This window comes from Cellulomonas sp. (assembly GCF_965229465.1).
Classification (GTDB): domain Bacteria; phylum Actinomycetota; class Actinomycetes; order Actinomycetales; family Cellulomonadaceae; genus Cellulomonas.
This window is the reverse complement of record NZ_OZ245882.1, coordinates 2,040,524-2,054,364: the sequence shown is the minus strand read 5'-3', so window position 1 is coordinate 2,054,364 and position 13,841 is coordinate 2,040,524. Positions and strand designations below refer to the sequence as shown.

General features: G+C 73.6%; 8 protein-coding genes. 7 read left to right on the top strand and 1 reads right to left on the bottom strand.

The window, feature by feature from the left end:
- The first annotated feature begins 171 nt into the window (after positions 1 to 171).
- Positions 172 to 2,298, top strand: coding sequence for a DEAD/DEAH box helicase (locus ACO06A_RS09915; RefSeq protein ID WP_421735843.1), 2,127 nt, complete (start codon positions 172 to 174; stop codon positions 2,296 to 2,298).
- Here the strand turns inward: ACO06A_RS09915 and ACO06A_RS09910 are convergent.
- Positions 2,295 to 3,953 carry an NERD domain-containing protein gene (locus ACO06A_RS09910; protein WP_421735842.1) on the bottom strand — a complete coding sequence of 553 codons (1,659 nt, stop codon included), beginning with the start codon at positions 3,951 to 3,953 and terminating at the stop codon, positions 2,295 to 2,297. The genes ACO06A_RS09915 and ACO06A_RS09910 overlap by 4 nt on opposite strands.
- A 58-nt stretch (positions 3,954 to 4,011) precedes the next feature.
- Here ACO06A_RS09910 and ACO06A_RS09905 point away from each other — a divergent pair, with 58 nt between their 5' ends.
- The 6 genes from ACO06A_RS09905 to ACO06A_RS09880 all read left to right on the top strand — a co-directional run bounded on the left by ACO06A_RS09905 (position 4,012) and on the right by ACO06A_RS09880 (position 13,840).
- Positions 4,012 to 7,473, top strand: coding sequence for a TM0106 family RecB-like putative nuclease (locus tag ACO06A_RS09905; RefSeq protein ID WP_421735841.1), 3,462 nt, complete (start codon positions 4,012 to 4,014; stop codon positions 7,471 to 7,473).
- 85 nt (positions 7,474 to 7,558) lie between these two features.
- On the top strand, positions 7,559 to 8,590 hold the full coding sequence (locus ACO06A_RS09900) for a TIGR03885 family FMN-dependent LLM class oxidoreductase (protein ID WP_421735840.1): 1,032 nt from the start codon (positions 7,559 to 7,561) through the stop codon (positions 8,588 to 8,590).
- Complete coding sequence (locus tag ACO06A_RS09895; RefSeq protein WP_421735839.1) at positions 8,587 to 10,269, top strand: alpha-amylase family protein; 1,683 nt, start codon at positions 8,587 to 8,589, stop codon at positions 10,267 to 10,269. The genes ACO06A_RS09900 and ACO06A_RS09895 overlap by 4 nt, the downstream gene beginning before the upstream one ends.
- Before the next feature lie 113 nt (positions 10,270 to 10,382).
- Positions 10,383 to 11,333, top strand: coding sequence for an FKBP-type peptidyl-prolyl cis-trans isomerase (locus ACO06A_RS09890; protein WP_421735838.1), 951 nt, complete (start codon positions 10,383 to 10,385; stop codon positions 11,331 to 11,333).
- 96 nt (positions 11,334 to 11,429) lie between these two features.
- Positions 11,430 to 13,487, top strand: a complete 2,058-nt coding sequence (locus ACO06A_RS09885; RefSeq protein ID WP_421735837.1) for an elongation factor G — start codon at positions 11,430 to 11,432, stop codon at positions 13,485 to 13,487.
- Positions 13,484 to 13,840, top strand: a complete 357-nt coding sequence (locus ACO06A_RS09880) for a nucleotide pyrophosphohydrolase (protein ID WP_421735836.1) — start codon at positions 13,484 to 13,486, stop codon at positions 13,838 to 13,840. The genes ACO06A_RS09885 and ACO06A_RS09880 overlap by 4 nt, the downstream gene beginning before the upstream one ends.
- Position 13,841: the final 1 nt, after the last annotated feature.

The following is a 13,841-nucleotide window of genomic DNA, read 5'->3' as shown; positions in this document are numbered from 1 at the left end:
TCACCGGCACGCCCGTCGGCGCCGACAGGGTCCTGCCCGCGCACGCCCTGCTCGGTTCCGTCGGACGAGTGAGGGTCCGCAACTGAACTCCGGCCCCCCGGATGCCGACTACTAGGCATGGGCTCCGTGATCCGGGCTCGCCTCGCAGGTCGACGTCGTGGAGGGCAGGCCGTGTCTACGCAGAACGACGCGTTGCACACCGCCCTGATCGCTCGCCCGCAGCAGACCGCGCGGGAGCTGGCGCTGGGCCTCGCGGTCGCCGGGCACACCGGCCTGACGGAGGCGGAGGTCGAGCAGGTGCTGGAGCGCGACCCGCGGCTCCGGTCCGACGGCAGCACGCCGCCGCGCTGGCGGGCGCTCGGAGCCGGCCACCCGGCGACCCAGCTGCACCTCCCCACCCCGCACCACCCCGCCCCGCACGTGCTCGCACCTGCCACCTCCTTCGGCCCGCGGACCGCGCCCGGCGTCGCCGAGCAGCCCGTCACGCCGAGCGGGATCCTGCCCGCGGCCGCGTTCGGGCGCCGACCGTCGGTCCGGCTCCGACAGGACACCGAGCCTGCGCAGACGGTCGCCGCGGCCCCTCCCGCGGCCGACGCACCGACGATCCCCGTCCGGGTCCCCGTGATCGCCCGCCTGGCGGCCATCGACCCGCCGACCATCGCCGTGCCGGTGCCCCGACCCGAGACGTCACCGCTGCCGCCGCTGCCGAGCCGCCCGACCGCGGTCGAGGTCCCCGCCACGATCACCGCGCCGAAGGTCCCGACCACCCGCCCGGTCCCGCAGATCCCCGCCCCGCCCGCGCCGCCCCACGTCGAGACCGTCGCACCCGCCGCACCGGTCGAGGTCGTCGCGTCGGTCGAGGTCGCCGCACCCGTCGAGACCACCGCGCCCATCGAGGCGCCCGCGCCCGTCGAAGTCCTCGTCACCCCGCCCCGTGCACCGACGGTGAGCGCCCTCTTCCGGACCCACGCCGCCCCCGCGACCGCGGACCGGAGCCCCCTGCCGCCCGGCGGCGACGTCCGGTACGTCGGGCCCCAGCTCCGTCGGTGGCAGAAGGACGTGCTGGACGCGTGGCTGGCCGCGGGCCGGCGCGGGATCGTCGAGTCGGTGAGCGCGCAGGGTCGCGATGTCGTCGGCGTCCTGGCCACCTGGGACGCGCTGACGCGCGGCGAGAAGGTGCTCGTCCTGGTGCCGACGACCGACCTCCTCGAGCAGTGGCTGACCACGTTGACGGTCCAGCTGCCCGGCCTGTCGGTCGGGCGTCGCGACCTGACGACCGCCCACACGTTCGACGACTGCGACGTGCTGGTGTCGCTGGTCAGCAGCGCGTTCGGGCACGACCTCCTGGAGGACCGGGCGGGCCTGCTCGTGGCGGACGAGGTGCACCGCTACGGCTCGGCGCGCCCGGCGGAGACTCTCCGCGACGGGTTCGGGGCACGCCTCGGGCTGACGCCGTCGATCGAGCGCCAGGACGCGGGCGTCGACGAGGTCCTGCGGCCGTACTTCGGCACGGTGCTCGACGGGTGCGACCTGCGCCGCGGCCGCGCGGAGGGCGTGCTGGCGCGGTTCCGGCTCGCGGTCGTCCCGGTGGACCTCGGCCCCGCCGGCCAGGCGGAGTACGACGCGCTGTCGGCGCAGATCACGGAGCTCCAGGAGCGCCTCGCCGCGCACGGCTGCGCTCCGGCCACGTTCCTCGACGACGCGATCCGGCTCCAGGGCGGCTGGCGCGAGAACGCACGCGCCGCGGCCGACGCCAGCGGGTGGCTGCGCGCGATGAGCTCCCGGCGCGACCTGCTGGCGACCTCCGCGGCGAAGATCGACGCGGTCGCGCTGCTCGGTCCGGTGCTCGCCCGGTCGGCCCGCGGGCTGGTGTTCACGCACGCGAAGGACGACGCGGACACCGCCGCGACGCGTCTGCGGTCCGTCGGCGTCGTGACCTCGTGGTTCCACAACGGCCAGGAGCCGGAGGCCCGGCGGAACACCCAGCGCGACCTGCGGCGCGGCCGCGTCACCGTCCTGTCCGCTCCGAAGGCACTCGACGAGGGCCTCGACCTGCCGACGATCGACGCGGTGGTGATCCTCTCGAGCAGCCGGTCGCGCCGTCAGCTGGTCCAGCGCGTGGGCCCGGTCCTGCGTCCGACGCAGACGGACCGGCTGCCCCTGGTGGTCGTCGTCCATGCCCGCGGGACCGTCGACGAGGACGACGGGTTCCTCGCGGAGCTCGTCGAGGTCGCCACGGAGGTCCGCACGTTCGACCGGGACGCAGCCGAGATCACCGACTGGTTCGTCGGCGCCTAGCGCGGCTGCCGGACGTCGGCCCGCGCCAGGCGCCTGCGCACACCCTCGCCGCCGATCCGCTCGATCTCGCCGCGAGGTCCGACCACCACCAGCAGCACCCGCGCGCGCGAGAGTCCGGTGTACAGCAGGGTGCGGGCGCGCTGCGCCTCACGGAACCCGTTCACGGCCAGGATCACGACCGTCCGCTCCAGCCCCTTGAACCCGAGCACGTGGCCGTAGAACACGTCCTCGCCCGCGAAGAACCCGTCCCAGTAGCCGGCGTGCCCCGCACCGCTGACCAGCTCGACCTGGAGCGGGTGCCGCGAGCCGGTGGCGAGCAGTGCCACCTGGCCGGGCAGCCAGCCCTCCTCGAGCAGCGCGTCCACCGTGTCGTCGGCCACCTCGATCGCCCGCTCGTACGGGACGTCCAGCAGTCGCACCGGCGCGCCGTCCATGCCGCGCGGGCGGGTCACGTCGTCCCGGAGCGACCCGCACAGCTGCGCGATCTGCTTGGTGGAGCGCAGGTTCTCGTCGAGCCGGACGGGCGGGGTCGCGATGGGCGCGACGCCGTCCCGGCCGAACACGCGCTGGGCCTCGTCGAGGAACACGAACAGCCCACCGTTGTCGGGGTCCCGCAGGCACCGGACCAGCGACGGCCACCACTGCTCGCCGAAGTCCTGCGCCTCGTCGACGACGACGGTGTCGAACAGCTCGGTCCGCGGCCGACTGTCCGCCAGCTCGCCCAGCCGGGCCGGGAGGATGCGCTCGAAGAAGTTCACGTCGTCGTCGGCCCCCTGCTGCGCGCCCCAGGCGATGGGCAGGTCGTGGAACAGCCCGACGAACGCCGGTCGCTCCTTCGCCTTCCACGTCTGCGTGATCCGCTGGAGGTACCGCCCGAGGCCGCGTGAGTAGCAGAGCAGCGCGACCCGCTCGCCGGACGCGGCCCGTCGACGGGCCTGTTCCAGCGCGAGCCAGGTCTTGCCGGTTCCCGCGCCGCCCACCACCTGGAGCCGGTTGAACCAGGTGAAGTGGTCGAGCATCCGGGCCTGGTCGCGCGTGAGGTGGTCCAGGTGGTCCTCGAACTGCGCGGCGTGGGCGAGGACCTCCACCTGGGACGGGAAGCTGCCGGCCAGGTACTCGACCAGCTCCTCCAGGGCCGGCTCGTCGAGCGGCAGGTGCCCGGCGCCGTGCCCGTCGATCGCGTGCTTCACCAGACCCGCCGCGCTCGCCACGTCGTTGCGGTCCATGAGCATGGTCCGGGGCAGCTCCGGTGCCGACCAGTCCTGGGCCACGTAGACGTGCGGGAGCGCGACGACGTGGGCGGCGCGCGCCCGGGCCGCGCCGAGGCCGTACCGCGACAGCAGCTGGTGCAGCACGTGCCGTGCGTCCTGCACCTGGTGCACGGGGTCGATCGGGTGCCGACGCTCCCCCGAGCCCTGCCACCACGTCCCGCCCTCGCGCGTGACGTGCCCGCCCTTGACCTCGATGACCGCCAGCCCGACCCCCGGCCACGCGACGAGCAGGTCGATCTCGCGCTCCGTCGCCCCGTCCTGGAGGCCGACCCCCGCGAACAGCGCGACGTCGTCGGGCAGCTGGTCGCGCAGCGCCTCCCACACGGTGCGCTCGGCACCGACGTCGTCCCGGAACACCGGGTCCTCGGGATAGAGGCGGGGCATGGGACGTGTGTAGCGCACCCACGGCCGCCCTGTCCGGGGCGCCCTCTACCCTCGGGCCATGTTCCTTCTCGACGACGGTGGCCTGGTGCTCAGCCCGAGCGACCTGGCCAACGCCGCAGCCTGCGAGTTCGCCGTGCTGAGGAACCTCGACGGCCGGCTCGGGCTGGTGGAGCCGACCCCGATCGCCGCGGACGCCATGCTCGCTCGCGTCTCCGCGCTGGGCACCGCGCACGAGAACCGGGTGCTGCAGGAGTTCCGCGCATCGGGCGAGGTCGTCACGATCGCCCGCCCCCGGTACGACGAGGCAGGCGAGCGCACCGCTCTGGAGCGGGTGCACGCGGCGACGCTGGCAGCCCTGGGTTCGGACGCCGACGTGATCTACCAAGCGGGGTTCTTCGACGGCCGGTTCACGGGGTGGGCCGACTTCGTGGTGCGCGAGGAGGGCGGCTGGGCCGTGCTCGACACCAAGCTGGCCAGGAGCGTGAAGGTCACGGCGCTGCTCCAGCTGGCGGCCTACGCGGACCAGCTGACCGCCGCGGGCATCCCCGTCACCGACGAGGTGCACCTGATCCTGGGCGACCGGTCGCGGTCGAGCCACCGGCTGGCCGACCTGCTGCCGCTGTACCGCGAGCGCCGCGCGCGCCTGGAGGACGTGCTCGCCGAGCACCGGTCCGCGCTGACCCCGGTGGCCTGGGACGACCCCCGCTACCGGGCGTGCGGCCGGTGCGACGTGTGTGCTGCGCAGATCGCCGCGCACCGCGACGTCCTCCTGGTCGCTGGGCTGCGGTCGACGCAGCGCGCGCGGCTGGCGGCGGTCGGGATCGGCACCGTCGACCAGCTGGCCGCGAGCACGGAGGCGGTCCCGGGGATCGGGGGTGCGACGCTCGCCAACCTGCGCCGGCAGGCGGCGCTCCAGGTGCGGCAGGAGACGGCGACCGAGCCGCTCGTCTTCGAGGTCATCGACCCGGGCGCGGTGCAGGACCTGCCGGCACCGGACCCCGGCGACATCTTCTTCGACTTCGAGGGCGACCCGCTGTGGACCGATGACACGGTCCCCGCCGACGCGCCCGCCGACTGGGGGCTGGAGTACCTGTTCGGCGTGGTCGAGGCCGACGGGACGTTCCGGCCGTTCTGGGCGCACGACCGCGCGCAGGAGAAGCAGGCGTTCGTCGACTTCCTCGCGTACGTCGCCGAGCGCCGCGCCGCGCACCCCGGGATGCACGTGTACCACTACGCCCCGTACGAGCGGACGGCCCTGCTCCGGCTGGCGGGCCGGCACGGCGTGCGCGAGGACGTCGTCGACCAGCTGCTGCGCGACGGCGTGCTCGTCGACCTGTACGCGACCGTGCGCCGCGGTCTGCGGGTGGGCAGCAGCTCGTACTCGCTGAAGATGCTCGAACCCCTCTACATGGGGACCGAGACCCGGGAGAGCGAGGTGAAGAACGCCGAGGCCTCGATCACCGAGTACGCCGAGGCGTGCGACCTGCGCGACGCGGGGAACGCGACCGCCTGGCAGGCGAAGCTCGACGAGATCGCCGAGTACAACCGGTACGACTGCGTCTCCACGCTGCGGCTGCGCGACTGGCTGCTGGCGCACGGACCGGCCCCGACGGGATCCACGACGGGGGAGCTGAAGGAGCCCGCCGACGAGGACCCGCTGGTGGCGGACGTCCTGGCGAGGTCAGCGGTGCTGGAGCCCGCCGACCAGCAGGCCGTCCGGATGCTCGCCGCGGCGGTCGGCTACCACTCGCGCGAGGCGAAGCCGTTCTGGTGGGCGCACTACGACCGGTTGCAGTCGGACCCCGCCGAGTGGCTGGATCCCCGCGGCACCCTGCTGGTCGACGGGACGCCAGAGGTCGTCGAGGGCTGGAGCATCGGACCCGGCAAGCGCACGTTCGCCCGGACGCTGCGGCTGACCGGGCAGCTGGAGCCGGGCAGCGACCTGCGCGCTGGTGGCACCGCGTTCGCGCTCTACGACCCCCCACCGGAGTACGCGCAGACGTCGAGCACCGGTCACCGCGGCTGGACCGCGGGGGTCGACATCCTCGAGGTGACGGTCCGCGGGGCGACCGACTCGGCCTCGGGCACGCGCGACGTCCTGCTGGTCAGCGACCGGCTGCCCACCGGCGCGACCCCGGGTCCCGACCTGCCCATGGCGCTGTCCCCCGCCGCGGGCCCGGGCGTGAAGAGCATCGTCGAGGCCATCCGCGCCCTTGTCGGGCGCGTGGCCGACGGGCTCCCGGACCTCCCGCCCCTGCCCGCGGTGGACCTCCTGCGCCGCGTCCCCCCGCGCACCCGGACCCTGCCGCTCCCCCGGCCCGACGACGTCAGCGGGACCACCGAGGCGATCATCGACGCCGTCCTCGACCTCGACGGCTCCTACCTGGCCGTGCAGGGGCCGCCCGGCACGGGCAAGACGTACACGGGGGGCCACGTCGTCGCGGCGCTCGCGGCCCAGGGCTGGAAGGTGGGGGTCGTCGCGCAGTCCCACGCCGTCGTCGAGAACATGCTGCACGCCGTCAACGCCGCCGGGCTCCCGTCCGAGCAGATCGGCAAGAAGGCGCAGGACCAGCACCCTGACGGGGCGGTCTGGCAGTCGTTGCCGAAGGGCAAGGACGCGGCCGCGTTCCACGCCCGGCAGCCGGGCGGGTTCGTCATCGGCGGCACCAAGTGGGACTTCACCAGCCGCGAGCGGGTCCCCGACGGCGGCTTCGACCTGCTGGTGATCGACGAGGCGGGCCAGTTCTCCCTGGCCGACACGATCGCGGTGTCCACCGCGGCCCGGAACCTGCTGCTGCTCGGCGACCCGCAGCAGCTTCCCCAGGTGACCCAGGGCCGGCACCCGGAGCCGGTGGACCGGTCGGCGCTCGGGTGGCTGGTCGACGGTCACGACACGCTGCCCGACCCGCTCGGCTACTTCCTGGCGCGCACGTGGCGGATGCACCCGGCGCTCTGCGCGGCCGTCTCGCGCCTCTCCTACGAGGACCGCCTGACCGCCGTCCCGCACACCGCCGAGCGCTCGCTCGAGGGCGTCGCGCCCGGGCTGCGGACGGTCGTCGTGGACCACGTCGGCAACGCGGTGTCGTCGCCCGAGGAGGCCGCGGCGGTCGTGCAGCAGGTCCGGGACCTGCTCGGTCGCACCTGGACCGACGGGACCAGCAGGCCCCTGACCGGGCAGGACATCCTCGTCGTCGCGCCCTACAACGCCCAGGTGTGGACCGTCGCGCGCGCACTGAAGGACGCCGGGATCACCGGCGTCCGCGTGGGCACGGTCGACAAGTTCCAGGGCCAGGAGGCCGCCGTCGTGCTGGTCACCACCTGCGCGTCCTCGGCCGACGACGTGCCGCGCGGGATGGAGTTCTTGCTCAACCGCAACCGGCTCAACGTCGCGGTCTCCCGCGGGCAGTGGTGCGCGATCATCGTCCGCTCGCGCCGCCTCACCGACTACCTGCCGTCCCGCCCGGAGCAGCTGGCGGAGCTGGGCGCGTTCATCGGCCTCTGCGCGACGACAACAACCTGAGTGGCGTTCTGACCGCCCGGAACGTCACCCAGGTTGTTCTCGCTCGCCGCGCGCACCCGGGACGAACCCGGTAGAACCGAACCCCATGACGATCGTCGGATTCCACAACTCGCACGAGCAGGTGCACCCCGCCGCGCTCCTGGCGGCCACCCGGCGCGCCGAGGAGGCCGGGTTCGACGCCGCCATGTGCTCGGACCACTGGGCGCCCTGGTCGGTCCGCCAGGGTCACTCCGGCTTTGCCTGGACGTGGCTCGGTGCGGCCCTGGCCACCACGCAGCTGCCCTTCGGCGTGGTGAACGCGCCGGGCCAGCGGTACCACCCGGCGATCATCGCGCAGGCGGTGGCCACCCTCGGGGCGATGTTCCCCGGCCGGTTCTGGGTGGCGCTGGGCTCGGGCGAGAACGTCAACGAGCACATCACCGGCGACCGCTGGCCGGCCAAGGCCGAGCGCGACGCGCGCCTGCGCGAGTGCGTGCAGGTGATCCGCGCGCTGCTGGACGGCGAGGAGGTGACGCACGACGGGCTGGTCACGGTGGACCGCGCGAAGCTCTGGACGCTTCCCGACGAGAAGCCGCTGCTCATCGGCCCGGCGGTCACCCCGGCGACGGCCCGCGCGCACGCGGACTGGGCCGACGGGCTGGTCACGGTGAACCAGTCGCCGGAGATCCTGAAGCAGGTGCTGCAGGAGTACCGGGACGCCGGCGGCCGGGGGCAGGTCGCCCTGCAGGTGCACGTCTCCTGGGCACCGTCCGCCGAGCTGGCGCTGCAGGTCGCCAGGGAGCAGATGGCCGGCCAGGTGTTCGGTCCGCCGGTGGCGTGGGACCTGGACACCCCGGAGGCGTTCGACTCCCTCGGCGTCCACGTCGGCGACGACTCCCTGCACCGCAGCGTGCTCGTCGACCACGATCCGGCGCGCCTCGCCGACCGCGTGAGCGAGCTGGTGGCCATCGGTTTCGACGCCGTCTACCTGCACCAGGCAGCCACGGATCCCCGGCCCGGCGACGACAAGCGTGACGACGCCGCACCGACGAGCACCCCGCGCAGCGCCACCCTCGACGCGTTCGTCGACATGGCCGCCGAGCACCTCCTCCCCCAGCTGAAGCAGGTGACCGCATGAGGATCCACGACACTGGCGACCTCTGGTGGAAGAACGCCGTCATCTACTGCCTGGACGTCGAGACGTTCATGGACTGGAACGACGACGGCGTCGGCGACCTGCCCGGCCTGGTCCAGCGCCTCGACCACCTGGCCGACCTGGGCGTCACCTGCCTGTGGCTGATGCCCTTCTATCCGACCGCCGACTACGACGACGGTTACGACATCGCCGACTTCTACGGCGTCGACCCCCGGCTCGGGCACGCCGGCGACCTGGTCGAGGTGATCCGCACCGCGAAGGACCGCGGGATCCGGGTGATCGTCGACCTCGTGGTGAACCACACGTCGGAGAAGCACCCGTGGTTCCAGAGCGCGAGGAAGAGCAAGGACAGCCCGTACCGCGACTTCTACGTGTGGCGCTCGGACAAGCCGCCGTCCACCAAGGACAAGGTCGTCTTCCCGGACAAGGAGACGGGCATCTGGACCAAGGACGAGCCCACCGGCGAGTGGTACCGGCACACGTTCTACCACCAGCAGCCGGACCTCAACACGGCGAACCCGCAGGTCAGGGACGCGATCGCCAAGGTCATCGGCTACTGGGCGGAGCTCGGGCTCAGCGGGTTCCGGGTGGACGCCGTGCCGTTCTTCCTGGCCGACGCCGCCAAGACGCCGGGCGACACGGTGGAGGACAAGCACGACTTCCTCAAGGAGCTGCGCTCGTTCCTCACGCGCCGGGTGGGCGACGCGATCCTCATGGGCGAGGTGAACCTCCCGTACGCCGAGCAGAAGCTGTACTTCGGCGGGGGTGCGGCCGACAGCGACGAGCTCACGCTCCAGTTCGACTTCATCGGCATGCAGAACCTCTACCTCGCGCTCGCCCGGGGGGACGCGGGGCCCATCGCGAAGGCTCTGGACGACCGGCCGGAGATCCCGCACGACGCCCAGTGGGCCACGTTCGTGCGCAACCACGACGAGCTCACGCTGGACAAGCTGTCCACGGACGAGAAGCAGGAGGTGTTCGACGCCTTCGGCCCGGACCCGGACATGCAGCTCTACGACCGGGGACTGCGAAGGCGGCTCCCGACGATGCTCGGCGGCGACCCGCGCCGCATCCGGATGGTCTACTCCCTGCTGTTCTCGCTGCCCGGCACCCCGGTGCTGTTCTACGGCGAGGAGATCGGCATGGGCGAGAACCTGGCCGCCGAGGGCCGGATGGCGGTCCGCACACCGATGCAGTGGACCTCGGGCGTGAACGGCGGCTTCTCGCGCGCCCCGAAGCGCAAGCTGTCCGGTCCGGTCACCGAGGGCGGGTTCTCCCCGGAGCACGTCAACGTCGCCGACCAGCGCCGCGACCCCGACTCCCTGCTGAGCTTCGTCCAGCTGCTCGTCCGGCGCTACCGCGAGTGCCCCGAGCTCGGCTGGACGACGCGGGCGGAGATCCTCGACCAGCCGCACGCGGCCGTGCTCGCGCACCGCAGCACCTGGGACGACGGCTCGCTGGTCGCCCTGCACAACCTGGGTGCCGAGCCGGTGACGGTCCCGCTGCGGTTCGCCGACTACGACGACACGGTCCGGCTGGTCGACCTGCTCCAGGACGGCTCGTGCACGATCGACGCCCGCGGGGCCACCGAGGTCGAGCTCGACGGCTACGGCTACCGCTGGCTGCGGGTGGTCCGTGAGGATGATCGTCGGCTTCTCTGAAGCGATTCGTGCCGCCCAGCCACCGGGCCGCTCAGCGGGCTCCCAGCAATCTCGCGTACCGTGCCGAGGTCCGCCGCCTCCCCGGGCGGGACCCGAACCGACGGAGGACCCTCGTGCGCCGCACGACCACCGCCCGCCGCGGCCTTGCCGCCGCAGCTCTCGCCCTGACCCTCGGCCTCTCGCTGGCCGCCTGCTCCGGCGACTCGGCCGACGACCCGTCGCCCACGGCGACGTCGACGTCCGCCGCCGACCCCGCCGACGTCGCCGCGCTGGCCAAGGTCAAGGTCGAGGGCGAGCCCGGCAGCAAGCCGACCATCACGCTCCCGAGCACGCCGTTCGAGGTCACCGCCCTGGTGGCGCGCGTGGTCGACGAGGGCACCGGCGCCGAGATCCTCGACGGCCAGACGCTGTCGATCCACACGGCCGCCGTCGCCGGCGCCGACGGCAGCGACCTCGGTGACTCGTACGCCGGCGAGCCGGAGAAGATCGCCGCCGACGACCAGATGCCCCCCGAGCTCCACGACGCCCTCGTCGGCGAGAAGGTCGGCGTCCGCATCGTCTTCGCGGCCCTGGCCCAGGACGGCACGACGAACGTCGTGGTCGGCGAGGTCGTCGACGCGCAGGACACCGTGCCCCCGCTGGAGCGCGCCGAGGGTGAGGCCGTGACGCCGCCCGCCGGTCTGCCCACCGTGACGCTCGACGCCGACGGCAAGCCGGCGATCACGCCGATCGCCGACCCGCCCCCCACGACGCTCGTCGTGCAGCCGCTGATCAAGGGCGCCGGCGACGTGGTGACCGAGGACCAGACCCTGACCGTGCACTACACGGGCTGGCTCTGGGACGGCACCCAGTTCGACTCCTCCTGGGACTCGGGCCAGCCCGCGTCGTTCGCGCTGACGGGCGTCATCGCGGGCTGGACGCAGGGCCTGGCCGGGCAGACCGTCGGCAGCCAGGTGCTGCTGGTCATCCCGCCGGAGCTGGGCTACGGCGCCGAGGGCAGCGGGGAGACGATCCCCCCGAACTCGACGCTGATCTTCGTCGTCGACATCCTCGGGGCCGTCTGACCGACCGAACGGAGGACGAGCCCGGGACGCACCTCGCGTCCCGGGCTCGTCCCGTCCTAGGGTGGCTCAGGAGCAACCTCGAACCAGGAGTGAGCCATGGACCAGGCAATGTCGCCGAGGATCCGGACGGTGGCGCTCGTGGGCGCCGCCGGGTCCGGCAAGACGACTCTCACGGAGTCGCTGCTGCACCGGGCAGGGGTGCTCACCCGAGCAGGGCGCGTCGAGGACGGCTCGACGGTGACCGACCACGAGCCGGAGGAGATCGCGCGCGGCATCTCCCTGGGCCTCGGGGTCGCCCCCTTTCCGTGGACCGCGACGGACGGCAACGCGTACGACGTGACCCTGCTGGACGCGCCCGGCTCGGCGGACTTCGCGGGTGCGGTCGACGCCGCGCTGGCCGCCGCCGACCTCGCGCTGATCGTGGTCAGCGCGGTCGACGGGGTGCAGGCGGGCACCCACGCGGCGTGGCGGCTGGCGGCCGAGGCCGGCGTGCCGCGGATGGTCGTCGTGACCAAGGAGGACAAGGCGCGGGCCGACTTCCGGCACGTGCTGGCGGACCTGCGCGCGGCGTTCGGCGACGGGCTCGTCCCGCTCGAGCTGCCCCTCGGTGAGGAGACCTCGTTCACGGGCGTCGCCGACGTGCTCAGCGAGCAGGGTCTGGCCTACGACCGGGAGGGTCACCACCGCACCGAGGCCCTGCCGGCCGGGATCGCCGACGAGGAGCACCGCCTGCACGACGAGGTGACCGAGGAGATCGTCGCGCACGACGACGACCAGCTGGAGCGCTACTTGTCCGGCGAGGTGCCGACCCCGGCCGAGCTGGAGAGCACGCTCGCGCAGGAGGTCCGGGCGGGCGAGGCGTTCCCCGTGCTGCTGGCGTCCGGCGTGACCGGCGTGGGCGTGGACCGGCTGGCGGACCTGCTGTGCGAGCTCGGGCCGTCGCCGACCGATCGGACCGCCCGCGTGCAGGCGGGCAAGACCGCCGTCGAGGTCGCCGCCGACCCCGCCGGGCCCACGCTGCTGTACGCGTTCCGCACGCTCGCGGACCCGTTCGTCGGCCAGGTGACCATGTTCAAGGTGCTGTCCGGCACCGTGCGCAACGGCGACCGTCTGCTCAACACCACCACCCGGACGGAGGAGCGCATCCCCGGGCTGTTCCGGCTGCGCGGCAAGGAGCACCTGCCGGTCGACGCCGTCCCGGCGGGGCAGATCGGCGCCGTCGCCAAGCTCACCGGGACCCCGTCGGGGAGCCTGCTGGCGGAACGGACCGGGCCGGGCGCGTCGATGACCGCCCGGCCCCCGCGCGTCCGGGACACCGTGTACGCGCTGGCGCTCGAGCCGGTGACGCAGTCCGACGACGACCGGCTCTCGGCCGCGCTGGCCCGCCTGACCGCCGAGGACCCGACCCTGAGCATCGACCGTTCCGGGGAGAGCACCGTGCTGCGGGGGCTCGGTGACACGCACCTCGCGGTCGCCCTCGAACGGCTGGCCCGCGTGTTCGGGGTGCACGTGAGCACGTCGCCGGTGCCGGTCGGGTACCGGGAGACGATCCGTCGGCCGGTCGAGGCCGAGGGCAAGGTGAAGAAGCAGTCCGGCGGGCACGGGCAGTTCGCGGTGGTGCAGCTGCGGGTGTCGCCGCTGCCGCACGGCTCCGGGTTCGAGTTCGTCGACGCCATCGTCGGCGGCGCGATCCCCCGCACCTACGTGCAGGCGGTGCACAAGGGCGTCGTCGAGGCCATGGCCTCGGGCGGCCCGCACGGGTACCCCGTGGTGGACCTGCGCGTCGAGGTCTACGACGGCAAGTCGCACTCGGTGGACTCCTCGGACATGGCGTTCCGGACCGCCGCGGGGAACGGGGTGCGCGAGGCTCTGCACTCCGCCGGGACCACCGTGCTGGAGCCCATCAGCCACGTGTCGGTGACGGTGCCGATCTCCGCGCAGGGCGACGTGATGAGCGACCTGTCCGCGCGCCGGGGGCACATCAACGCGACCACGTCCCTCGACGACGGCCTGGTGCAGATCGACGCGTCCGTGCCGGAGGCCGAGCTGGGCCGGTACGTGCTGGACCTGCGCTCGCTCACGGGCGGTCGCGCGGAGCTGACCATCGCACCCGGCACGTTCGAGGTGTGCCCCGACCACCTGGTCCCCGCGTGACGGCTGAGCGGGAGCTGGGCGAGCTGACACGCTTGGTCCGCGAGTTCAGCACCGAGCGCGACTGGCAGCAGTTCCACGACCCGAAGTCGGTGATCCTCGCGCTCGTCGGGGAGGTCGGGGAGCTGGCGGAGCTGTTCCAGTGGGTGCCCGCCGACCAGGCCGTCGCGCAGTTCTCGGACCCGGCGCGCCAGGCCCGCGCCGCCGAGGAGATGGCCGACGTCCTCGTCTACCTGGTGTGTCTGGCGGACGTGCTCGGCGTCGACCTCGGCGAGGCGGCGCGCGCCAAGCTGGCGGCGTCGCACGTGAGGTTCGCCGCCGACCAGGTCCGCGGCGTCGCCCCGCACAAGCCGTAGC